Genomic DNA, 24,008 nt, shown 5'->3' on the forward strand with positions numbered 1-24,008 from the left:
CATCAACTGGATCTTCTTTGATCAATGGATTTGAGCAATGGGTTGATTATTTTAGGAAAGGTGATAGCTGACTGCTAATAGCTGATGGCTGACGGCTAATATGCTGATGGCTAATAGCTGATCGCTGACCGCTGACCGCTCACACACACTAATTTTCCAACACAAAGAGACTCACTGGACTCACTGTATGACGCACCAACCTGTGCAACTGACTGAAGCGCAAAGAAGCCAGTTTCAAACCGATGGCTTTCTGGTTTTAGAGTCGTTTTTAGCGCCAGAATGGGTCGATCGCATTGCCAGTCGCTTTGATCCGTTGTTTGCGACGCAATTTGAAACGGGTGTCTATCCCGATGAATGGCACGGGCGACCGGGATTGAGCCAACCCAATGCTACCCGTCAAATGAGCGGACTTTGGCGATGCGATCGCACGGTTGCCAGCTTTTCATTTTCTGCCGAAATTGCACGCCTCAATGCCACGCTGGCTGGCTGGAATGGTGGGCGCTTTGCGATCGATAGCTGCTGGATTAAACCACCGGACGCGCCAGCAGTGAGTTTCCATCGCAATAATACTTATGCGGCTTGTATTGCTCCGTCTACCATGATCACCTGCTGGATTGCGTTGAGTGACGCCATCGCAACCGCTGGCACACTTGAAGTCGTTCCCGGTTCCCATCAGTGGCACTGTGAAGATCAACCCCGCTTTTTGCACGCGCTGAAAGACGACTATCGCCAACCGCTCTGGCAAGCAGCCGCAGCGGCAGGCGTGGCAAAGCCAGAGATTGTGGCGATCGAACTACCACCGGGTGGCTGCGTCTTTGTGCATGGCGACCTCTGGCATGGTTCGGCAGGCAACACCACCACTGATCGCACTCGCCGCAGTTTTGCGGTCAGTACGTTTCCGGCTGATGCGGCTTTTCGACCACCTGGAGATGCTTATGGGTATATCTTCAGCCGCTATCGCCGTATGGGAACGTCAGAGATGGATGAGAGCTTTTTCCCTGTGCTTTGGATACCAGACGGCTATCGATCGCCAATGGTAACAGCGTATTGCGGCGATGCGCTAGCAGTGCCAGCCCAATCGCCGCCTCAGGTTGCGATCGTGTCTTGAGCCAATACTGCAAAGCCTATGGTTTTCCAGTAAGAGTCTGAGGCCTTAGACTACCTCATTGTTTTGAGCGAGCTTCAGAGTTTACTATGAGGGTCTAGAGTCCAGATGCTTCCGTTTATGGCTTTACTGCTTGCATTCGCGCTGGGTTTCGTGTCGGGATTACGGGCCTTTACAGCCCCTGCCGCTTTATTTCTAGCACGGGGTGGAATTGCAGGCATTGTGCTTGCAGTGTTGGCTGTGGCTGAGTTGGTTGGTGATAAGCTGCCGCAAATGACCTCTCGCACAAGTCCTCCAGCTTTAATCGCTCGTTTGATTAGTGGTGGTGTTGTGGGGTGGTTCATTGCAGCGGCGCACAGCGGCCCTGCACCAGTCGGAGCGATCATCGGCGTCGTAGGAGCACTGGTTGGCGCTTATGGCGGTAAAGCTGCACGTATAGCAGCGATCGACCGGATTGGCGCCATTCCCGCTGCTTTGATTGAAGATGTGATCGCGATCGCGCTGGCTGCTTTTGTCGTGACCCGATAGGCAGTCTAATCTTTTCGTTTGAGCGACTTACCTTTAATGCTTACCCTTCGGTCATTGGTCATTAGGCATTCTCAGAGAGAAATGACTTTAGACTGCCCAATAAAGTGGTGCGTTTGCTTTACAGCAACTCACCTTACAAGATCGACGATCGCATGTTCTCTTTGAAGAACCTTGTTCTGTCGCTCCGGTGCCTGCGATCGTTAGCCAGGTTCTCAGTCCCACCAGAAAAACCAGTAGGGCGAGTTGAGCAGGGTACCCGCGAGATAACTGATTGATTCACAGCCTTGCTCAACAATGTCAGGACAGTAAAAATATTGCTCCCACGCAAGCTCGATGGCGGTTGCCTGATCACGAGGCGGGTTGGTGACGATGCATTCTATGACGTCGCCAGAGAGGCCGGCGATCTGCGCCCCAAATTGGGTTTGCCATTTGCGGTGAAAGACACAATGAATTTCTGCTTCGGGACAGGCATTCCATGCACCGTATTTTAGAACGGCTGGTAACTGCCACGGCTCTTTGATGGTTGCAAGACCGAGGAAGATCTCAGGTTTGATTTCGCCCGTCAATATATCTCGGTGTAGGTTCACTGAACCCTTTTCAGGGACATCACCAGTCCAGGTACCAAGCATATCTTCAGCTGAGAATTCATCCTCTGCGGCTTCCTCACGACGCTCAGCAAGCCACTGATCGACATCGACAGCCATCGATCGCTGAATGATTTCGGCAGTAGACTGGTCGTAAAATTCGGCCGCTTCATTGATGCGTTGCAATGACTCCGCGTCACCGATGAGGAAAGGATAGTCGCCAGTTTTTGGAAACAACTCACGTCGCAGGTAGAGAGCATCAAGTGCTTTAGAACCAGCAATTTTAAAAGTCGTGAACGCCATTGATTGCTCCTACTGGTCACTATGGTTAGACAAAAACGCGCTACATGGAAAGAGGCGTCCGGTTGATGGTTACTAGCGCTTTAGGAAGAGGCAACGTCAACGAGCTTTATAGAGTGCTTGGCACGGATCTATCCGTGTTCCTGAATCTGCAAGCGAAGGGCAGGTTGTTAGAAGTGTGTCTGGTAAGGTGGACAAAACGCGTTGAAACGGTGCTGTATCACCTAACCCTTTTGCCAGGATCAGAGCGCCTTGAATTTGCAAAATGGCATCTTCAGCACGCTGTCGAGCTACCGTTGCATCAATCCCTGCATCGATCGCAACACCTGCCAGAGCATCAATCCACACATTGAGCACGTGTTGGATTTGAGTATGGAACATATCGTTGGCTTCGCCCAAGGCCAGCATCGCCAGCAAGCAAGCCTGCTGACCGTGATTATAGAACGCATCCACGCTTCGAGCCATTGCTAGCAGACGCTCAACTGGGTCAGCGTTGCTGCGTAACGGTATCAGCATACCAAATTCCAACTTGCCTTTAAGATGCTCTAGAACAGCGCCACCCATCTCCTCCTTCCCACCAGGGAAGTGGTGATAGAGACTTGCCTTGCCTAACCCCGTTGCGCTTGAGAGCCGTGCCAGCGTTGCGCCCTCATAGCCATACTGCCGAAATACATTGACCAAACGGCCAACCGCTTCCTCTCTCAACATCATTTGTGTCAACACTCTATTGACAGTATACCGAACGATTGGTACATTGTATCTGTACCGAACGATTGGTACATTAAAAGTTTTAAAAGTAGTCAGCGGTCAGTCCAGGATTTAAAGCTGAAGGCTGATAGCTGAAGGCTGATAGCTGAAGGCTGATAGCTGAAGGCTGATAGCTGAAGGCTGATAGCTGAAGGCTGATAGCTAACTCTCATAACACAAAGAGGATTCTTAAATGGTCAAGCTGTATGATTTTCTACTCTCTGGCAATTGCTACAAAGTCAGGCTGCTACTCTCTTTACTGGGAGTGGAGCATGAACTGGTCGCCGTTGATTTAAAGTCGGGAGAACACAAAAAACCGCCTTTCTTAGCATTGAATGCCTTTGGTCAAGTGCCTGTGCTAGTCGATGGGGATGTGGTGATACGCGACTCTCAGGCAATTTTGGTTTATCTGGCACGGCGCTATGGTGGGTCAGACTGGCTTCCCGAAGATGCCGCGTTGCTGGGTAAAGTTTCCCAATGGCTCTCAACGGCATCTAAAGAAATTGCCAATACGGTAGCGACAGCAAGATTGCACTATCTCTTTGGTGCATCGATCGACGTGGCAGCCATAGAGAAACAGTCCTACACCGTGCTGAAGGCCATTGATGAGCATCTGGCAACACGGCAATGGTTGGAGTGCGATCGGCCCACGATCGCTGATCTTGCCTGCTTTCCATATATCGGACTGGCAGCTGATGGCAAGCTTTCGCTAGACGCCTACCCAAATATCGTGGCTTGGATCGATCGCATTAAACAACTTCCTGGCTATGTAGGCATGCCGGGTTTGTAGTTCAAATTTTGAACGTGAGATAAAGGAGCTTCTCATGGCAGTCTTTCATGCTGGGGAACAAGCAGTGCAAGCAAGGGTTGGTGTACAGGCTGAAGCCGATCGCCTGACGCATTTGTTGGGCGCAGTAATTAAGCCGGCTGCTCAGGAGTTCTTACAAAACCAAACCTGGGCGATCGCGAGTACGGTGGACGGCAGCGGCAATGTGTGGGCATCAATGCTCACGGGTAAAGCAGGGTTCGTGCAGCCGATCGCAGAGCAATGTGTGCAAATCAATGCCGTTCCCCTTGCAGGCGATCCGTTACGTGAAACGTTGCAGTCTGGTCACGATCTGGGGTTGTTGGTGATTGATTTGGCAACGCGACGACGCTTGAGGCTGAACGGCACCGTTGAGATTCAAGCAGATGGACGTATCCATCTCCACACCCAACAGGCGTATTTCAACTGCCCCAAATATATTCAACTGCGTCACTTCGATCCTCAAGTGAGTTCTGAAGCAGCGTTACCGGAGACGATCATGAGCCAATCGTTGTCACCGCAACAGCAGCAATGGCTGGCTCAAACGGACACCTTTTTCATCGCCAGCAGCCATCCAGATGGTGCCGATGCTTCTCATCGTGGTGGCAATCCGGGCTTTGTGCAGGTGATCAGCGATACCAAACTGCTGTTCCCAGATTATGCCGGAAACAATATGTTCAACACTTTTGGCAATTTGTTTCAGAACCCACACGCCGGGTTGCTGTCCATCGCTTTTGAACGTGGTGAAACGCTGCAACTGACTGGCACCGCTCAGATTATTTGGGACTCAGAGCGCCTCTCAGAGTTTGCTGGTGCTCAACGGTTAGTGGAATTTGAGTTGAGTCAGGCGATCGCCACTACCAACGCTACGCCTCTACGCTGGCAATTCATAGAATACTCACCATATAACCCCGTCTAACTTAAATTCACATCCATTCATAGGACAACCGATGGAAACGAAACCACCTCTACCACCCTTCACGTTAGAAACGGCCAAAGCAAAAGTGCAAGCCGCCGAAGATGCCTGGAATACCCGCAATCCCGATCGCGTCGCGCTTGCCTACACCCCAGATTCGCAATGGCGTAACCGCTCAGAGTTTTTGAACGGTCGTGAAGAAATTACACTCTTTTTGCGTCGCAAGTGGGATAAAGAATTGGATTATCGGCTCAGAAAAGAACTGTGGAGCATTACTGATAACCGTATCTCTGTCCGCTTTGAATATGAGTGGCACGATGAAGCCGGACAATGGTATCGCTCATACGGCAATGAACAATGGGAGTTTGCCGTAAATGGGCTCATGCAACGACGCGAAGCCAGCATTAACGATGTGCTGATCCAGGAAGCCGATCGCAAGTTTCGTTGGGAACGAACCTGATCTGAACGAAGCAGTGCACCTTAATTGATGGATATAACTTCAATAGCAGCAATCAGCAGTTGTGAGCGATCGCTGATTTTTGAGTGAATGTAGAATGAACACGACATAATTTGAGCCAAGTTGACACCACATGCGCTAATCATTATGGTGAGCGTATCGGGTTCTCACCCAAATGCCATGACGATGAGCTGTAAAGAGTGTAGGTGCCTGCTCTTACTATTATAAAGATGTCAAACAGGTTCTATAAGCAACTGATGGGAAAAAACGGCAAGCCCTACGTCAATTCCGATCGCAAAGTGGTTCTGGTAGATGAAGGCAACAAAGCTCAGATGGAGCCCAAGTTAGAGACAATTTGCCATTGTCATCATGCCACAATAGAAGACCTGCACGGCAAACGGTGCTATCTCCACCGACGACAAGAAGGCATTTATCCAGCTTTCGAGGAGTTTTATATTGTTGCTCCCAAGCTAGCGAAAAACAAATGCCGCAACCTGAAAGCCTTTGATCAGCATTGGAGAGCGCTGACAGGACCCGCTAAACCGGTTCAGTTAAGTCTCTTTGCTCCCTAACCCTAAGTACAGACATGATGGCTGCGATCGCGGCGGCTCGCCTGTCCCGTGAAGCTTTGGCGATCTACCACAATCAGTGGTCCAGAGCAAATCGACAGGGTCTCATCCGCCGTCAGCCATACGCTACGAGTCTTGAAGGGGAATGCTTATGGTACGGCTTTGCTTAGTGCGGACATCGATCAGGATGTCATTGCTTTTTTTCAAAGCACCTTGAGGCACTCAAGCGCGTTGTACTGTCAAAGTTGGTGACGGTAGTGTAGCTAAGCACCAAGAGCGAATGAAGCGTGATCACGTTAGCACTGGCAACTTAACACTGACGATCGTCCCACTTTCTAGCGTCGATTGAATCGCTAACGTACCACCATGCGCCTGCACAATGCGTTTGGTAATGGCTAGCCCTAACCCAGTGCCACCGGGCTTCGTCGAACAGAAGGGTTGGGTCAGTTTGGGTAGAACATCCGCTGGAATTGGCGCTCCACTATTATGAACATTGATAGAGACAGCATCTGGAGTGGAACGATCGACATCACATCTGACAACTTCTCCCGCTGGGATTGCCTCGCAGGCATTACGAATGAGATTAATCAGCACTTGCTTAAGTTTATCGGCATCGCCTGAAATTTTTACCGTAGAGACAGCAGGTATAAACTCAATTTGACGCTCTTGTGCTTCTGGCATCTCGCGGCTTGTTGCCAGTAGTTTGGGAAGAAACTCGTTTAGCTCCAACTCAACCAGTTGCAAGATATGAGGCTTAGCATATTGCAAAATCTCACCCAAGAGACGCTCCAAGCGATTTGCTTCATCAAGAGCAAGTACCAGGCGTTCTTGCGCCGGTATCGCCAAAACGATTTTTTTGAAATACTTTAACCCCATCATGATCGTTGTCAGGGGATTACGAATTTCATGCACAATCATGGCAGCAAATTCACCAATTGCGGCTAGCCGTTCTTTTTCAAGCAGTTGAGCTTGAGCCACACGCAATTCTTCAGTCCGCTTTTGGACTTCCGCTTCTAGTGCTTCATTAAATTGGCGCTGTTGCTGGTAGAGATGATAATGATCGATCGCCGTTGCTGCCCGTTCAGCAAACAGTTCAACAATCTGAATTTCTGCTGGTGTAAACTCGCGCGGTTGCTGATGAAATGAACAGACCGTACCAATCATTTCGCTTTCAGCCGTTCGCAGTGGTACACCTAAATACGCCCGATAGCCTTCTGCTGGTTCGCCATATTCTGGTTGCGCGATCGCGTCTTTCACCGCTAACGTACACCGTTTTTGGATCACGGTGCTGGTCAACTGACCATGCAGAGAGTACACTCGAGGCGCATCGCCCATGTCCAGGCTACTTGCCAAAACGGTTTCAAAGCCTTCCTGGCAAAGGGTGACGACCGTCCAATCCACATTGACCAATTGGCTGACTGCACAGGCGATGTCGTGTAAATAGCAACTTAGCTCCCCAGTGCGATAGTTAAGGGAAGACAAGATTGCCATTGCCTGCCGCTCTCGCTGCCAGACACGGTACTGTGCGGATTCATCATCTTCTTGAATGTAACTCATGGGAATGAACTACCTGCATCAAGAATGTAATCTCATAAAATTTATCATGTTTTGTCGGTGAAAAAGCACTGAGCCGCTGTACTCAACCAGCTAAACATAAAAGCTTGCTGAGAATAACCTTAAAAAATTCTCGCTGCAATCTCAGGATTGCGGACTGAACTCCTTAGAAATTTATCATCTTGCGATCATGATGCCCAGCAACAATGGTCGGTGAATTTGATAATCACAAACACGGCTTACTAATGTTGATTAAGGAAATTTCAACGATGAACGTGAAACGTTGGATTTTGTTAAGTTTAGCGTCCTTGGTCTTTATTGGTTATGTAGGCAGAACCATCAAGAATCAGGCGGCTGAAAGCCCTCTTCCTTCGGCTACAAGTGCTGCTGCACAATCGATAACGTCAGAATTGATTGCTCAAGCAATGAATTCCACAAAGCCAACAACGATCAAGTCTGGCAGTTTTGCCTCTGGCGAACAATCCACTCAGGGAACGGCACGGATTATCGCCCAAGACGGCAAACTCTTTCTGGAACTTGGTGAGGGCTTTAAGACCTCCAACAAGGGTCCCGATCTCGTTGTAATTCTACATCGCTCTAGTAATGTATTGGGTGCCACAAAGCCACCCGCGTATCCGTTGCAAGCAGGGGATTATCTGCTTCTGGCACCGTTACGTAAATTTAGCGGTACTCAGCGGTATGCCATTCCTGCAACAGTCAATGTAGCAGAGTATCAATCTGCTGCCATCTGGTGCCGCAAGTTTAATGCAACGTTTGGTGCTGCCAAGTTGGTTAGCAGTCGGTAGTCAGTAGTTGTTATCAAGCACAAAGAACGAACCACAAACAACACATCGATCCGATAAGGAGAAACCTCATGACACTTAAAGGCAAAGTTGCTCTTGTGACGGGCAGTAGCCAGGGTATTGGACAGGGCATTGTTCTACGGTTGGCTCAAGCAGGAGCCGATGTCGTGATTAACTACCGCTCTCACCCAGAAGGCGCTGAAGAAACCCTGGAGAAGGTGAAGGCGATCGGGGGTAAGTGCTATCTGGCAGAGTGTCCACAGTCCCAGGCTTATACGGTTCAAGCAGACTTAGGCAATGTGGATATGGTGCGCGAGCTGATTGCTGAAAGTATTGGGCATTTTGGCAAGCTGGATATTCTCGTAAACAATGCTGGCATTGAGAAACACGCGCCATTTTGGGACGTGACGGAAGCAGATTATGATGCAGTGCTGAATGTCAATTTAAAGGGTGTGTTCTTTGCCACGCAAACCTTTGTGCAGCATTTGATGGAAACGAAGCGTCCTGGCAAAATCATCAATATTAGTTCAGTGCATGAGGATCTCCCCTTCCCCAATTTCACGGCATACTGCGTTAGCAAGGGCGGGATGAAAATGTTTACCCGTAATCTGGCAGTGGAATTGGGTGCTTTGGGTATCACCATTAACAACGTTGCACCAGGCGCGATCGAAACGCCCATTAACACCAAACTGCTGAATGACCCCGAAAAACTCGGTGCCTTGCTCAAAAATATTCCACTGGGTCGCTTAGGGCAACCGCAGGATGTAGCGTCCCTGGTAGCATTCCTGGCTTCGTCCAATGCCGATTACATCACCGGCAGCACATTCTTTGTAGATGGTGGGTTGCTTTGGAATTACCAGGAGCAATAGTGAAGGGATGAAGGATGAAGGGTGAAACGGTATGAATGCTTTACGTCATCACTATCCGGAATATCTGATGGAAGCTTTTGGCTTAGGTCTCTTCATGGTTTCTGCCAGTATTGCGACAGCGGTCTTGGAGCATCCAGCTTCACTGATCCATCAGTTCATTGCTGATCCACTCGCGCGACGATTGATGATTGGGATTACGATGGGATTGACCGCGATCGCCATCATCTACTCTCCCTGGGGCAAACAATCTGGCGCACATCTAAATCCAGTTGTCACTCTTACCTTTTTTCGTTTAGGTAAGGTTAAACGGATGGATGCCCTTTTTTACATCCTGGCACAATTTGTGGGCGGTTTGCTGGGAGTGCTGCTGGCAGCAAAGCTTCTAGGAACGTCGATCGCTCATCCCACCGTTAGTTACATTGTCACCATTCCCGGAGCGGGTGGAACTGCGATCGCTTTTCTGGCAGAACTGATCATTTCCTTTGGCATCATGATGATGATTCTGGTCGTTTCCAATACACCGACACTGGCACGCTTTACTGGAGTCTTCGCAGGACTATTGATTGCGACTTACATCACCTTAGAAGCGCCCCTCTCTGGCATGAGTATGAATCCCGCTCGCACATTGGCTTCTGCAATTCCCGCTCATAACTGGACGGCTCTTTGGATCTATTTTACTGCCCCACTCTTGGGAATGTTAGCTGCGTCTGAGGTTTATGTCCGCTGGAAAGGACGAAAAGCGATACGCTGCGCCAAATTGCACCATCACAACACTAAACGCTGCATTTTTCGCTGTGGCTACCGCGAACCGATGGTCGGTAATAGATCACAGCGATTAAGCGATCCATTGCTGTAAAGCAACTGCTCAAACGCTTTAATTTGAACGAGCTAATCTTCTAAAGTGCCCCTACCTGGGTTGTATCAGTCAGCCGTCATTTATGAGGAACTCAGTATGTTTGAGAGTCTTGCAAGAATTCAGCATCCCTTTGCCAGAAGTTTAACCGCCGGATTGACAGCCCTTTCAGCGATCGCTCTTGCCTCTGCGATCGTCATAGGAGTAACCAAATCAAAAGACGAATCTGCTTACAAAACAGCGTTGTATACCTCCTTGATTGGAGCCGGATGTGGCGCATTCTTTGGTCTTGCTTATACAAATAAGAGAGATCAGAAAAACACAACTCAAACGTTACGTGATGGACAATCTACTCAAGCAACCGAAAGCACGGACTGGAAAGACTGGCGCAACTTTGTCGTCATTCGCAAAGTAAAAGAAAGTGAGGAAATTACCTCCTTCTACTTAGAGCCAGAAGATAAGGGCGATATTCCAACGTTTCAACCTGGTCAGTTTCTCACTATTAAATTGGATATTTCAGGACAAGCAAGACCGATCATTCGCACCTATTCGCTATCAGACTATCCTGAACCACATGTATACTATCGCCTCTCCATCAAGCGGGAACTGATGCCAAGCGGGTTGGATGTCCCACCAGGCATTGCCTCAAATTTTATGCATGATCAGATTCATGAGGGTGCGGTGATTCCGGCAAAGCCCCCCAGCGGTAAATTCATCCTGGATGTAAATAAGACATTGCCTGCGGTGCTGATTAGTAATGGAGTTGGCATTACACCCATGATTAGCATGGCAAAAGCGGCTACTCGTCTAAATCCCGATCGCCCCGTTTGGTTTCTACATGGTGCACGCGATGGCAGGTTTCATGCGTTTCGTGATGAGATCAGGGCGATCGCAGCGCAAAACTCTAATTTGATGCTTCATTTCGCTTACAGCCGTCCCCGTGACGAAGATGCGAATCATCACCACAGCGTCGGCTACGTCGATACGGCTCTCATTCAATCTCTGGTGATGCAAGAAGCCGAGTATTTTCTGTGTGGTTCGCCGCCCTTTTTAGAATCCATCCGTAGCGGTTTAAAGCAGGCGGGTGTACCTGACAACCATGTCTTTTTTGAGATGTTCACCAAGGCAAGTAAGGCAACCAGCGATCGCGTAACCACTGACGTTGACCACGCCGACGTTGAAGCAGCAGAAATCGTCTTTGCCCAATCCAATCAAACAGTCATTTGGCAAGGGGATGCCGATAGCCTTCTAGCGTTTGCGGAAGCCAATGGGTTGAACCCTCCGTATAGTTGTCGTCAAGGGATTTGTGGCACCTGCGAGTGCAAACTTCTAGAGGGTGAAGTGGACTATCAAACAGCGCCTACAGCTGCGATCGAGGACGGTTCAGTACTCATTTGTATCTCTAAACCAAAGACCGCTAAAGTTGTCCTCGAATTGTAGAGGCAGGTTTATTCAAACGACTGTTGCTCTGTTTTATGTTCTGTTGAGCTTGCCTCTTCTCTCATCGTTCTAAGTGGATGTTTTAAAAGTCTTACTTGTTGTAGCAAATCGTACAGATCCCCCTAAATCCCCCTTAGGAAGGGGGACTTAAAGACTGTTTCCCCCTTTTTAAGGGGGGCTAGGGGGGATCTCTGAGTGCTAAACATCACAGACAATTCTTTTTTTAATACCCTCTAAGCGAAACTTTCAGCCAAGCATCAGCTTTAGATCCGGTAGACCAAGCATACTGACCGATATTCAAACTTTGCCATGATTCTCTTCAACAAGGAACGCATGAAATGTCTACAATGAACCATTACGACATTATTATCATTGGCACAGGTGCAGGGGGTGGCACCCTGACCTATCGTTTAGCCCAAAGCGGTAAGAAGATTCTGGTGCTGGAGCGAGGTCCTTTTCTACCCAGGGAAAAAGAAAACTGGGATGTGAAAACGGTGTTCAATAGCGATCGCTACCACAACTCTGAAGTCTGGTACGACAAAGATGGCAAGGAACTCCATCCCGGCATGAGTTATTTTGTCGGTGGCAACACAAAAGTCTATGGTGCGGCACTGTTCCGTCTCCGCGAAAAAGACTTTGAGAAATTTCAGCACAGAGATGGTATTTCACCCGAATGGCCGCTGAAGTACAAGGACTTCGAACCTTATTACGTACAGGCAGAAAAGCTTTACCAGGTGCATGGAAAAGGTGGGGAAGATCCAACTGAACCGTTTCGGAGTGCAGAGTTTCCCTATCCTGCTGTGAGCCATGAAGCGCGCATCCAAGAAATTTCAGAGGTCTTACAGTCCAAAGGTCTGCATCCTTACCACACACCTGTTGGCATTCACTTAAATGAGGCACAACGCTATCTGAGCGAGTGTATTCGGTGCAATACCTGTGATGGGTTTCCATGCCTGGTTCATGCCAAGTCGGACGCTGAAGTCAGCACGGTTCGTCCGGTGATGGGAGCAGACAATGTGACGCTGTTGACAGACGCTAAGGTGCTGAAACTGCACACGAGCCCTTCTGGACGCGAAATCTCCAGCGTTGAGGTAGAAGTGCGTGACCCAGAATCAGGGCAGGTTCATGTGCAGCAGTTTTCTGGCGATATAGTGGCGATCGCATGTGGTGCCATCAATACGTCTGTCCTGCTGCTCAAATCTGCGAATGAAACGCATCCGCATGGACTCGCCAACCGTTCTGATCTGGTCGGACGCAATTTTATGAAGCACGTGTTGGGTTCCATTATCGGTGTCAGTAAAAAGCCGAATCCCACGAAGTTTCAGAAAACTCTATCTATCAATGACTTTTACTGGGGTGAGGATGGTTACGACTATCCAATGGGACAAATTCAAACCCTGGGCAAAGTTAGTAAAGAAGCGTTGGAAGGCAATGCTGCCGCCTATGCACCGCTGACCCCTGAAGACGTTGCGACTCATTCCATTGACTGGTGGCTCACCGTTGAAGATCTGCCCGATCCCAACAATCGCATTCGAGTCGATGGTGACAAAATCATTCTGGACTACACGGAAAACAATTTGGAAGCCTACGATCGCCTGGAGCAGCGCTGGATCGAGATCTTGAAATCCATTGAATGCGGACAGGCAATTATGCCGAACTGCTCTTACTTTGCGGGTGCGGGTCAAACCTATACAGGCAGACTGCCTCTGGATGGCGTTGGGCATCAAGTTGGCACCTGTCGCTTCGGGGATGATCCGACCACCTCGGTGTTAGATCTCAATTGCCGTACCCATGACATTGACAATCTCTACATTACCGATGGTAGCTTTTTCTGTTCTAGTGGTGCTGTGAACCCGACTTTAACGATCATTGCGAATGCGTTGCGAGTAGGAGACCACCTGATTGAACGACTGAAATGACTTATGGCGTTAGCTTTGTAAACTCTCTAATCAATGGCCATTGACTATGACTACAACCTGGCACATGACAAAAAAAATCAAGCCTCAAGTCCTGACTGAAGGTAGACTGCAATTGCATTATGCAATCCAGTTTATTGCCGCTACAGGCACGGCCTTGGCAGAAGCACTCCCAGATTACAGCCACACCAGCTTGTCGTGGCATCCAGTTTTAGAAGTATTTGTGGGTGCAGCCATTCGAGCCGCTCAACCGTTTCAAGTGGCGCTTGATCCAGTCAATCTGAAATTAATCCTCTTGAATCAGCAGAGTGAAGCGATCGTATCCCTTCCCTTACATGGAAAGACGATGGTAGAAGGACTAAGCTGGCTTCAGCAAGCGGTTTCTCAACTGGGTGCAGATGCCAGCAAAATTGCGTTTCTGGATTATCCACCCGATGACTTTCCTGATCATCCCCTGGCTCACGGTGCCACCTTTGATGCCAGTCAACCATCAGCGTTGAGCGAACTGACCGATTACTACGTCAATACGTATCTACTCTTTCAATCCATCATCACAGCGAATGAGGATGCAACCGCTATCCGTATCTGGCCGCATCACTTCGATATGGCAACACTCATCATGCTTCCCGGTACTAGAAATGGAAGCGCACTCACAGTCGGCGTTGGTTTATCGCCTGGAGACGCCAACTATAACGAGCCCTATTGGTACGTGTCGCCCTATCCCTATCCAGACACAGCCAGTCTTCCTGTTCTCGACGGTCATGGCTTTTGGCATACTCAGCACTGGGTGGGGGCGGTATTGCCTGCATCCCAACTCACTGAGTTTAGCAGTGTGGAAGCGCAACAGCAGCAAGTTGAAGCCTTCTTACAATCTGCATTAGCCCTGTCAATCTCCCTTCTTCAGCCTGTATCTCCTGCCAAGGTTTGACAATGCCTACACGATTTCATAAACGACTCCAGCGATCGCTCCTCTCTGTCATTGCCTTTGCGGTGATTGTTGCGGCACCTCAACAGCACGCAGATTCCCAAAGTGCGCTGTCGAGTCAGGCAACAACCCCGGTTCAACTGGCTCAAACCCAGACGGTTCAGAACGCCGTGGTTGCAGTCGAGTCAGTGGGTATGACCGTTTCGGATATGGATCGGGCAGTCGCTTTTTACTCGAATGTCTTGTCGTTCAAGAAAGTCTCTGATGTGGAAGTGCTGGGGACGGAGTATGAACAACTGCAAGGGCTTTTTGGTGTGCGGTTGCGAGTAGTGAAATTACAACTGGGTAATGAATTGCTTGAGCTAACCGAATATCTCACACCCAAGGGGCGACCCATTCCCATTGATTCCTGTAGCAACGATCGTTGGTTTCAACATAGTGCGATCGCCGTCAGCGATATGGATCAAGCCTATCAACACTTACGTAAATTTAAAGTACAACACGCTTCTACGGCTCCCCAACGTATTCCTGACTCCAATCAAGCTGCCGCAGGCATTCGTGCGTTCTACTTTAAAGATCCAGATGGACATAATTTAGAAATTATTTACTTTCCATCTGGCAAAGGTGATCCGAAATGGCAAAAGCCAACGAATCAAATATTTTTAGGCATTGATCACACGGCGATCGTGGTCTCTAATACAGCAGCCAGCCTTAAATTTTACCGGGATTTGCTGGGTCTGAGAGTGGCAGGGGAAAGCCTGAATTACGGCACTGAGCAGGAACATCTTAACAATGTGCAAGGTGCGCGACTGCACATTAGCGGGTTGCGTTCTCCTGCTGGACCCGGCATTGAGTTCTTGGAATACCTGAAACCAACGGATGGGCGATCGCTCCCTGCCGATGCTAGACCGAATGATCTGTTGCACTGGCAAACCACTCTAGTGGTAAAGGATGTAGGGGCGATCGCCGAACGATTGCGACTTAATCAAGCCACGTTCATCTCTCCTAAGGTTGTGACCATTCCAGAGCAAAGACTAGGCTTCAAAAAAGCATTAATCGTACGCGATCCGGATGGTCATGCAATGCGCTTAGTTGAAAAATAGCCTACGTTGCCTTTGCTGCACGTCCATCCCCTCATCGCCCCATCTGCCCATCCCCCATCTCCCCATGACGACTCACTACGACCTCATCATCATCGGCACTGGAGCAGGCGGCGGCACCCTTGCCTATCGTCTCGCGCCTACTGGCAAAAAGATTCTCATCCTGGAGCGCGGTTCGTTCTTGCCTAGAGAAAAAGCCAACTGGGACACTGTGCAAGTGGTACAGCAAGAGCGTTACCACACGTCAGAAGTTTGGTATGACCACAAAGGACAGGCAATCCATCCCGGTGTCGGTTACTTTGTCGGCGGTAACACTAAAGTCTATGGCGGTGCCCTCTTTCGCTGGCGAGAACAGGATTTTGATCGGGTCATTCATAAAGGTGGCATCTCTCCCGCATGGCCACTCAAGTACCGCGACTTCGAGCCATATTACACGCAAGCAGAACAGCTTTACGAGGTGCATGGTCAGCATGGTATTGATCCGACCGAGCCTCCTGCAAGCGAGGCATACCCCTATCCCGCTATCAGCCACGAACCCCGCATTCAAGAAATACACGATACCTTGCAGAATCAAGGCTATCATCCATTTTACCTACCGTTGGCGGTTAAGCTAAACGAAGTCAATCGTCGCTTGAGCGCCTGTATTCGCTGCAATACCTGTGATGGTTTCCCCTGTTTGGTCGATGCAAAAGCTGATGCGGATGTCACCTGTGTGCGCCCTGCCGAGCAATACACCAATGTGACGCTGTTGACAGAAGCAAAGGTCAAACAGCTACATACCAATCCTTCTGGGCGAGAAGTTACAGCCGTAGAAGTCGAACTAAACGGTGAAACTCATTTGTTTTGGAGTGACATTGTTGTGGTTGCTTGTGGTGCGATTAACTCTGCGGCGCTGCTGTTAAAATCAGCCAATGACAACCATCCAAACGGGCTGGCAAACAGTTCTGATCAAGTTGGACGCAACTTAATGAAGCATCAGAATGGTGCCATTATTGGAGTCACTACAAAAGCGAATTTGACAACCTTTCAGAAAACGATGGCGGTGAATGATTTTTACTGGGGGGATGAGGAATTCGACTATCCGATGGGTCATGTGCAATTGCTGGGTAAAATCAATGCCGATATGATTGCTCAGGAATCTCCTTCGTTTTTGGGGCTGTCGTTTCGGGAACAGCATGCGTTTGAGACGATCGCGTCTCACTCCGTCGATTGGTGGCTGACAGCGGAAGACTTGCCTTACCCGAATAATCGCGTCACCTTGCGGGGAGAGTCCATTCAATTACATTACACCGAGAACAATACCGAAGCCTACGATCGCTTACTGAATCGATGGATTGGCGTTCTCAAAGGCATTGGCTGCGGTGAGCAAATCATTCCTGCCTCCTTCTACTTCCGCAAAAAGCTACCCTTGCAAGGTGTGGCGCATCAGTGTGGCACCTGTCGCTTTGGTGACGATCCAGCGACGTCTGTCCTTGATCTCAACTGCCGCACCCATGATGTAGACAATCTCTACGTGGTGGATGGCAGTTTCTTCCGCTCCAGTGCGGCTGTTAATCCCACGCTGACGATTATTGCGAATGCGTTGCGGGTGGGTGATCATTTGGTTGAACGCATGGGTGCGACATAGGATGTTCAATCATCTTTGGATGTCCCTCTTTGAATCGGCTGTTCCTTGAATCTGGCTGATGGAATCCAAGCAAATGTTTTTGATGATGGCACGATCGCGTGAGCTAGCAAAACTAATTTTTTGTATAAGGTGACATTCACGATGGCAACTCCAACTCAAGAAGAACTGCGGTTAGAAGAAGCAATCGCCCACAAAGCCCACTGGCGGCGATGGGGACCCTATTTGAGCGATCGCCAGTGGGGTACCGTACGCGAAGATTACAGTCAGTATGGCACTGCCTGGGACTACTTCCCCCATGACCAGGCACGTTCGCGTGCCTACCGCTGGGGTGAAGATGGGTTATTGGGGATTTCCGATAACCATCAACGGCTGTGCTTTGCGATCGCCCTGTGGAATGAGGAAGATCCCATCTTGAAAGAGCGCTTATTTGGGCTAACAGGCAGCGAGGGGAATCATGGTGAAGATGTCAAAGAATACTACTTCTACCTGGACAATACCCCCACGCATTCTTATATGAAAGCGCTGTATAAGTATCCGCATCAAGCCTTTCCCTATACTCAATTGGTAGAAGAGAATCGTCACCGCGATCGCCATCAACCAGAATATGAGTTGCTGGATACGGGAGTCTTTAATGAGAATCGCTACTTTGATGTGTTTGTGGAATATGCCAAGCGATCGGCGGAAGATGTGCTGATCCAAATTACTGTCATCAATCGCGGCACGGAAGCAAAAACGCTACATTTGTTGCCGACCCTCTGGTTTCGTAATACCTGGTCATGGAATGGAGATGCAGAGAAGCCAACCCTACAAGCACTGCAATCGGGTCATGATGGACGCGTTATCGGTGCCTTCCATCCGACATTAGGAAACCGGTGGCTTTATGCTCCAGGCAAGGCAGACATTCTTTTTACAGAAAACGAGACCAATCATGAGCGCGCCTTTGGCACTCCGAATGCTTCCCCCTATGTGAAAGATGGCATTAATGATTATGTTGTCAACGGCTGCAAAGAAACGGTGAATCCTGCCCAGACAGGCACAAAAGCGGCTATTCACTATGTCTTCATGCTTTTACCTGGAGAAACCAAAACGATTCAATTACGACTCAGTGATGTCCCAAATTTAACCGACCCGTTGGGGCATGAATTTAACGCAGCGTTTGCAGCGCGAAAACAGGAAGCCGATGCCTTTTACCAGCGCATTACGCCGTTTCCACTTAGTGACGATCAGCGCCATGTCCAGCGGCAAGCCTTTGCTGGCATGTTGTGGTGCAAGCAGTATTATCACTACGTGATTGAAGACTGGTTGAAAGGTGATGCTGCTGCACCGAAGCCGCCGATAGAACGCAAGCGCGGTCGAAATCGTGAGTGGTTCCATCTCTATACCGATGATATTCTCTCCATGTGTGATAAGTGGGAATATCCCTGGTTTGCTGCCTGGGATCTCGCCTTTCATTGCGTGACCCTGGCGATGATTGATCCTGACTTTGCCAAATACCAGTTAGATGTGCTGACGCGGGAATGGTATATGCACCCCAACGGGCAAATACCAGCTTACGAATGGGCGTTTGGCGATGTGAATCCGCCGGTTCATGCCTGGGCCACCTGGCGGGTTTATCAAATTGAGCAAAAGATGTATGGGAGAGCCGATCGCCAGTTTCTAGAGCGCGTTTTTCAAAAACTCATGCTCAATTTTACCTGGTGGGTCAATCGCAAAGATACTGAAGGCAATAATGTCTTCCAGGGTGGCTTTCTGGGCTTAGACAATATTGGTGTCTTCGATCGCAGCGCCACACTTCCCACCGGGGGACATATCGATCAATCCGATGGCACCAGTTGGATGGGGATGTATTGCCTCAATATGTTGACCATCGCTTTGGAGCTAGCCAAAACCAATCCCGTCTACGAAGACATTGCGACCAAGTTTTTTGAGCACTATCTCTATATTGCCGATGCCATGAATCACATCGGCGATATGGAAGCCTCGCTCTGGAACGAAGCCGATGGATTCTACTATGATGTACTGCATTTACCGGACGATCGCCAGATTGAAATGAAAGTGCGATCGATGGTTGGTCTCATTCCCCTCTTTGCGGTTGAAACGCTGGCACCAGAAACCTTGCAACAACTGCCAAATTTCAAAAAACGTCTGGAGTGGTTCATCCAAAATCGTCCTGATTTACGGCGAAATGTCGCTTGTATGGAAACAAGAGGCATGGGTGCAACCCGCTTGCTGGCGATCGCTTCGCAGGAAAAGCTCAGACGCATTCTACAAAAAATGCTGGATGAGTCAGAATTCTTTGGTGACTATGGCATCCGAGCCGTCTCTCGTTATCATGCTGACCATCCTTACATTTTTTATGCCAACGGCATGGAGTGCCGGGTGGACTATGAACCCGCTGAATCCAGCAGTGGACTGTTTGGTGGTAATTCTAACTGGCGTGGTCCGGTCTGGTTTCCAGTCAATTATTTACTCATTGAATCACTGCAAAAGTTTCATCACTATCTGGGTGATACCTTTAAAGTTGAATGCCCCACTGGCTCCGGTCAAATGCTTACACTCAAAGAGGTAGCATCAGCCTTATCACAACGATTGACTCAGATCTTTCTGAAAAACGCAGCGGGCTATCGTCCAGTGTATGGCGGCAGTGAAACGTTTCAGACCGATCCGCACTGGCGTGATTTTATCCTGTTCTATGAATACTTCCACGGCGATAACGGAGCAGGCATTGGTGCCAGCCATCAAACGGGTTGGACTGGCTTAGTCGCTCAACTCCTTCAGCAGCTTGGTGAAGATGACAAGCAAGATCAGCCGCTAAACCCCACTCAGGCAACGATCGAAACAACCACGTTTCGATAAGCTGTTGCTGCTTATAAAAAGAAGCAACATACGCTAGGAGCAGGTTTAGCTCACTACTGCGTCAACAAGTTGTATCAACACATGGTCGGTAGTGCGCATAGTACAGTTTGGGGCTATGACTTCATGGGCGATTCCAATATCATTGAGGTTTAGATTCGTTACCTGTACCTGTATCTGAAGTTAGAAGAGAAGGGTGAGAAACGATTCATTCATACGGTACATGGTGTAGGCTACGCCTTGCGGGAGGTATAAAGATGACAACAAAGCTGCGAGTCAGTGACCAACTCCCCGATTTTGTATGGCCTAATCACCAGAATGAACAAACAGCGCTTTCTCAGTTGACACAGCCTACTCTGATGGATCAAAGACTAGGTTTTCTGGATGGTTATCCACTCATTTTGGTGTTTTACCGAGGCTTTTTTTGCACCCGTGATCGTCAGCAATTCCAAATTCAAATTTTGACAATGGCATGGATTAGGCTAGAGGATGAATCAGCACCAATGTCAGGGCAGCTGCATAGAGCCGTTGACCATCAGTTTTGGAGTTTTGTTGGTCTATCTGGTTCAAACCATTCCTGGAATTGAAGACCCTCGCCAAGGCCTGCGTTTCTGGCAATTCACTCAGCGGCAACCGATCCAAGTAGGTTTGCTCTGCTGCTGAGAGGCGATCTGAAAGCTGTTGAAACAGACGGCTATTGCTCGTTGAGCGATCGCGTCTTCTGGATATGCCCAATGGTGCGGCCATTGCCATGAAATCCGACTGCGATCGCAGGTATGGGCCCGGGCAGCGGAAAACTATTACTGGAAATTGGGAGACCAACCCCAACGCTCCGGCAGCTTCCCCACCGAAGTCAGTAACAATATCGTCCCCTTCAATGCATCGCGGTCTGAGGATGCCCAGCAGCGGATTCAAGCCGTCGTGCAACAACTGGAAACCTTGAGCACTTTCCCCACTACCATTACCGCCCGGGTGGAAGCGATCATCGCCCAGGGCATTAGTTCCAAAACCCTCTACCGCCACCTGGACTTTGGCACCACAAGCTTGATAATTTCCGGTCTTATTTGATCCACGATCCTAAGGTGTTTCCCTCTCGAGCGGCGTTTGAGCAGAGCCAGTTAGCTTTGCAATGAGTGCCTCAGCTTGATTCAACCTACCCAACAAAATCCCAGCCAGCAAAATGAAACGCATCCTGGAACAGGAGGATCGCAAAATAGCAGAGAAGGGCATAGCCCCAGCGGGGGTAACGGGTTAGCCAAAGACCTAGCCCCACCGATACAGAAACAATGCCGTACAAATAGCGAGCGGTAGAAGCCGTGGAAAGGCCCGATGTGACTCCAGCCGACAGGAGTAACACCAACGAAACAACACCATAAGCCGTAACAACTGGAGGCATTTGAGTGCGAAAACGCCACAGCAGAAACACGCTTATGGACAAGGCAAGAACAGCAAAGAGGCTCGTTTTGTCTAGCGTCAACGCATTCTTAACAATCTCCAACAGCGATTCATGCTCCCATCCTTGCTGGGTGTGGATGAATGCCAGTGGATCGCCAAACCGCACACCAGAGTATAAGCAAAAGAGAAGCAATCCACCACTAGCTGCTAGCCCCGTCACATAGGCGATCGGTGGTCGAGCTTCTTTCCAGGCCAAAAAGAGAAACGCCGGAATCAAGCTCATCCCAAACACTCTGGAGGCAGAAGCCAAAGCGCCCCAAAAAGCAGCCCAACCATAGTGGTGTTGATCATAGGCGCGTAACGCGGCTGTCGAGACCAAAAGAAAAAGCCCTTCTGTGTAGGCAACTGTACCAAACAGTGAAGAGGGATATAAGACAAACACGGCAGCGACCCATTTCGCAGTCTGAATACTATGAGACTCCGCCACCCAAAAATACAACAGTATGACAGTTCCCAGCAGCGCCAGGTTATTCACAAGGGGCGCTGCAACCTCAAACTGCAACCCTAAAGACATCACTCCACGCAGAACCACGGGGAATAAGGGAAAGAAAGCGATCGAATGTTGTTGTCCATCGTTGACATATTCATAGCCTTCGATCGCGATACTGCGATACCACTTACCATCCCAATGCGAGAAAAGTTCCCAACCGCGTTGGGGTATATAGCCAGGTACAAAATCATGCGGACTGCTGCCCAAGGCCCATTCAGTATGTACAGGCGATGTAAACACCAGCGGTGCCAGTAACTGCATCGCAGCAATAATAAGGAGTCGGCTGAGCAACCAGATGGCAAGGACGAAAAGGATACCGTTTGTTTGAGAGGATGACTGAAAAGCCTTCATGGTTCCATGTCTAGCTGGTTTACCTGACTGAATCGATGTTCAAAGACATCACGGCTCTGGCAACGATCGTTGCGCTTCCCAGACGCTATTCCAGGAATCTTCAAAGACAGAGACCGTGCGCTGATGATAGGTAGCCTCAAACTGTTGCCTAAAGACTGGCGGCAGATTGAATAAAAAGATTGACTCAACGTCCGCCGGCAAATTGTTGACCGGAAACGAATTCCCCACAGGCGGCAGCAACAAAAATTGAGTTGTTGGTTTGACAAGATAACTCAAGGAAATCATGCTGGCAGGATTATAGCTGTAGGCATCAGTGATAATCAGTGGGCGATCGCTCTCATTAATCAGTGCAGCAACTTGAGGATAGTTGGAATTGAGGACCTTATTCCACCAGGTGTTCGACTGCGTATACACACTACAGGAAAGCACACCCAGAAACATGAGGAGGGCAAATGTCAGCGTGGCAAACCGCATTCGCCAGTACTGCCGCTGAGTGCCGTCGATCGCTAGAAGGTAGACAACCGCTAACTGCAAACCCATGAAGCAAGGGAACAAATAGCGTGTCACCATGAAGCGTTGGCCCCCAGATAAAAGATCCGGTACTCCCAACGCTAAGGCTGTACCACCTATAAAGGTTAGCAAAAACCACCAAATGCGTGTTGGAGCCGTACGGCAAAGACGATACACCGCATAACCCTGGAGACTCAGAATCGGCAACGCTAGCACATAGGCAATGGGATCGCTCCAATCAAAATTGAAATCGACAAAACTTCGGCTGAAATTAAAAACAGTTGACTGCAGGTTAATCATCAGAGGCAACGACACTGATGTCCAGGAGGTCGTCACTGCCAACGCATTTCCTGCCGTAACCATAACGTACACCCAGGGACTGAACAGCAGCAGCACAATAAAAAGCGTAGCCAGGTAGAAAACGGTGCGTTTTCCCACACGCAGTGGCAGCCTGAAGCACTGGTTTCCATCATCCAGCACGATCGTATAGAACCAGTGCCCGACCACAATCCATACAGTGAATAAAGCCGTATAGAAGGCGATCGCCAGCGACACGCCATACCAAACCCAATTGCGCCAGGTCGCAACACGCATAGCACGTAGCAGAAGTGCACTGTTCACTAAGATCAACACGCTCCAAACGCCGTACTCGCGCGCTTCCTGTGCATAGGCCAATTGAAGCGGTGACACAGCAAAGAGCGCGATCGCAAGCCACCCTGCTAAGGCAGATTCAAACAGCTCCAGACACAACCAGTACACAGCTGGAAACAGTAATAGACCGAGTAGAGCGGAAAGGCTGCGGATTGCTGCCGGAGATGTGCCCCATACCATCGCCCAAAACCGTAAGAGGAGATAGTACAAGGGTGGATGCTGAACATCTTCCGCTCCTTTACGGATCATCATGTCTTGCAGCGTCAGCGTCGGCACAAATTGTTGATAGGCCAGTAAATCAGCCGGTCTGACCAGTCGGTTCTGGAACAGTTCATCACTAAAATATTTACCAGGACGAGCCGTAATCACCATCGATGTGTAGGCTTCGTCATGCCAATACACCTTGCGATCCAAATGAATGAAGCGAAAACAAATCGCCAGCACTAACAGAGCGAGACTCAGCAGACGAACGGCTCTGATTAGCCGAGGGTTGGAAGAGTTGGGAGGCGACATCGATAGACTACCTTCCGGAGCAACAGCGCCTGCTAGTGACCCCACGATCGGGTCAGTATCAGCCGTCACTAAGGATAGCACTCAGTG

The 24,008-nt window shown here is 49.4% G+C and carries 22 protein-coding genes and 1 pseudogene; 17 read left to right on the top strand and 6 right to left on the bottom strand.

The window, feature by feature from the left end:
- Positions 1-187: 187 nt before the first annotated feature.
- Both C7B82_RS05440 and C7B82_RS05445 read left to right on the top strand, forming a co-directional pair.
- On the top strand, positions 188-1,108 hold the full coding sequence (locus tag C7B82_RS05440; protein WP_106255299.1) for a phytanoyl-CoA dioxygenase family protein: 921 nt from the start codon (positions 188-190) through the stop codon (positions 1,106-1,108).
- A 117-nt stretch (positions 1,109-1,225) separates the two neighbouring features.
- Entirely contained in the window at positions 1,226-1,633 is a 408-nt protein-coding gene (locus tag C7B82_RS05445) for a DUF4126 domain-containing protein (protein WP_219904047.1), read from the top strand.
- A 212-nt stretch (positions 1,634-1,845) separates the two neighbouring features.
- Here the strand turns inward: C7B82_RS05445 and C7B82_RS05450 are convergent, their stop codons facing one another.
- Both C7B82_RS05450 and C7B82_RS05455 read right to left on the bottom strand, forming a co-directional pair.
- Positions 1,846-2,520 carry a DUF4253 domain-containing protein gene (locus tag C7B82_RS05450; RefSeq protein ID WP_106255301.1) on the bottom strand — a complete coding sequence of 225 codons (675 nt, stop codon included), beginning with the start codon at positions 2,518-2,520 and terminating at the stop codon, positions 1,846-1,848.
- 96 nt (positions 2,521-2,616) lie between these two features.
- The gene (locus tag C7B82_RS05455) at positions 2,617-3,228 is read right to left on the bottom strand and encodes a TetR/AcrR family transcriptional regulator (protein ID WP_245939750.1); all 612 of its coding nucleotides are present in this window, start codon (positions 3,226-3,228) and stop codon (positions 2,617-2,619) included.
- A 229-nt stretch (positions 3,229-3,457) separates the two neighbouring features.
- Here C7B82_RS05455 and C7B82_RS05460 point away from each other — a divergent pair, with 229 nt between their 5' ends.
- From C7B82_RS05460 to C7B82_RS05475, 4 genes are all read left to right on the top strand, one after another.
- Positions 3,458-4,054, top strand: coding sequence for a glutathione S-transferase family protein (locus tag C7B82_RS05460; RefSeq protein ID WP_106255302.1), 597 nt, complete (start codon positions 3,458-3,460; stop codon positions 4,052-4,054).
- A gap of 34 nt (positions 4,055-4,088) precedes the next feature.
- A complete protein-coding gene (locus C7B82_RS05465; protein ID WP_106255303.1) occupies positions 4,089-4,988 on the top strand; it encodes a pyridoxamine 5'-phosphate oxidase family protein in 900 nt (299 codons plus the stop codon).
- A gap of 31 nt (positions 4,989-5,019) precedes the next feature.
- Complete coding sequence (locus C7B82_RS05470) at positions 5,020-5,445, top strand: nuclear transport factor 2 family protein (protein ID WP_106255304.1); 426 nt, start codon at positions 5,020-5,022, stop codon at positions 5,443-5,445.
- Between the two features lie 227 nt (positions 5,446-5,672).
- Positions 5,673-6,014, top strand: a complete 342-nt coding sequence (locus tag C7B82_RS05475; RefSeq protein WP_146141059.1) for a hypothetical protein — start codon at positions 5,673-5,675, stop codon at positions 6,012-6,014.
- Between the two features lie 288 nt (positions 6,015-6,302).
- Here C7B82_RS05475 and C7B82_RS05480 read toward each other — a convergent pair whose 3' ends face one another.
- On the bottom strand, positions 6,303-7,568 hold the full coding sequence (locus C7B82_RS05480; RefSeq protein ID WP_106255306.1) for a GAF domain-containing sensor histidine kinase: 1,266 nt from the start codon (positions 7,566-7,568) through the stop codon (positions 6,303-6,305).
- A gap of 266 nt (positions 7,569-7,834) precedes the next feature.
- Here C7B82_RS05480 and C7B82_RS05485 point away from each other — a divergent pair, with 266 nt between their 5' ends.
- The 10 genes and pseudogenes from C7B82_RS05485 to C7B82_RS33610 all read left to right on the top strand — a co-directional run.
- Positions 7,835-8,371 carry a DM13 domain-containing protein gene (locus C7B82_RS05485; protein ID WP_106255349.1) on the top strand — a complete coding sequence of 179 codons (537 nt, stop codon included), beginning with the start codon at positions 7,835-7,837 and terminating at the stop codon, positions 8,369-8,371.
- 68 nt (positions 8,372-8,439) lie between these two features.
- Positions 8,440-9,237, top strand: a complete 798-nt coding sequence (locus tag C7B82_RS05490; RefSeq protein WP_106255307.1) for a glucose 1-dehydrogenase — start codon at positions 8,440-8,442, stop codon at positions 9,235-9,237.
- Positions 9,238-9,268: 31 nt separating this feature from the next.
- Positions 9,269-10,093, top strand: a complete 825-nt coding sequence (locus tag C7B82_RS05495) for an MIP/aquaporin family protein (protein ID WP_106255308.1) — start codon at positions 9,269-9,271, stop codon at positions 10,091-10,093.
- 96 nt (positions 10,094-10,189) lie between these two features.
- The gene (locus C7B82_RS05500; protein ID WP_106255350.1) at positions 10,190-11,530 is read left to right on the top strand and encodes a 2Fe-2S iron-sulfur cluster-binding protein; all 1,341 of its coding nucleotides are present in this window, start codon (positions 10,190-10,192) and stop codon (positions 11,528-11,530) included.
- 338 nt (positions 11,531-11,868) lie between these two features.
- Positions 11,869-13,449 carry a GMC oxidoreductase gene (locus C7B82_RS05505; protein WP_181357360.1) on the top strand — a complete coding sequence of 527 codons (1,581 nt, stop codon included), beginning with the start codon at positions 11,869-11,871 and terminating at the stop codon, positions 13,447-13,449.
- A gap of 46 nt (positions 13,450-13,495) precedes the next feature.
- Positions 13,496-14,374 (top strand): hypothetical protein, encoded by an 879-nt coding sequence (locus tag C7B82_RS05510; protein WP_106255310.1) that lies wholly within the window; start codon positions 13,496-13,498, stop codon positions 14,372-14,374.
- Positions 14,375-14,376: 2 nt separating this feature from the next.
- The gene (locus C7B82_RS05515) at positions 14,377-15,474 is read left to right on the top strand and encodes a VOC family protein (RefSeq protein ID WP_106255311.1); all 1,098 of its coding nucleotides are present in this window, start codon (positions 14,377-14,379) and stop codon (positions 15,472-15,474) included.
- Positions 15,475-15,538: 64 nt separating this feature from the next.
- Positions 15,539-17,098, top strand: a complete 1,560-nt coding sequence (locus C7B82_RS05520; RefSeq protein WP_106255312.1) for a GMC oxidoreductase — start codon at positions 15,539-15,541, stop codon at positions 17,096-17,098.
- Positions 17,099-17,239: 141 nt separating this feature from the next.
- Positions 17,240-19,954 carry an MGH1-like glycoside hydrolase domain-containing protein gene (locus C7B82_RS05525; RefSeq protein ID WP_106255313.1) on the top strand — a complete coding sequence of 905 codons (2,715 nt, stop codon included), beginning with the start codon at positions 17,240-17,242 and terminating at the stop codon, positions 19,952-19,954.
- A 105-nt stretch (positions 19,955-20,059) separates the two neighbouring features.
- A pseudogene (locus tag C7B82_RS33610) lies at positions 20,060-20,206 on the top strand (winged helix-turn-helix domain-containing protein); the annotation flags it as partial.
- 222 nt (positions 20,207-20,428) lie between these two features.
- Here the strand turns inward: C7B82_RS33610 and C7B82_RS31330 are convergent.
- A complete protein-coding gene (locus C7B82_RS31330) occupies positions 20,429-20,704 on the bottom strand; it encodes a hypothetical protein (RefSeq protein ID WP_146141060.1) in 276 nt (91 codons plus the stop codon).
- 57 nt (positions 20,705-20,761) lie between these two features.
- Here C7B82_RS31330 and C7B82_RS05540 point away from each other — a divergent pair, with 57 nt between their 5' ends.
- Complete coding sequence (locus tag C7B82_RS05540; RefSeq protein WP_106255315.1) at positions 20,762-21,019, top strand: hypothetical protein; 258 nt, start codon at positions 20,762-20,764, stop codon at positions 21,017-21,019.
- An 85-nt stretch (positions 21,020-21,104) separates the two neighbouring features.
- On the opposite strand, the gene C7B82_RS05545 is transcribed toward C7B82_RS05540, so the two are convergent.
- Both C7B82_RS05545 and C7B82_RS05550 read right to left on the bottom strand, forming a co-directional pair.
- The gene (locus C7B82_RS05545) at positions 21,105-22,247 is read right to left on the bottom strand and encodes a mannosyltransferase family protein (RefSeq protein ID WP_106255316.1); all 1,143 of its coding nucleotides are present in this window, start codon (positions 22,245-22,247) and stop codon (positions 21,105-21,107) included.
- 48 nt (positions 22,248-22,295) lie between these two features.
- Positions 22,296-24,002: a glycosyltransferase family 39 protein gene (locus C7B82_RS05550; RefSeq protein WP_106255317.1), complete on the bottom strand. Its 1,707-nt coding sequence runs from the start codon at positions 24,000-24,002 to the stop codon at positions 22,296-22,298.
- Positions 24,003-24,008 lie beyond the last annotated feature (6 nt).

The sequence above is a fragment of the Stenomitos frigidus ULC18 genome, from assembly GCF_003003795.1.
Classification (GTDB): Bacteria; Cyanobacteriota; Cyanobacteriia; order Leptolyngbyales; family Leptolyngbyaceae; genus Stenomitos; species Stenomitos frigidus_A.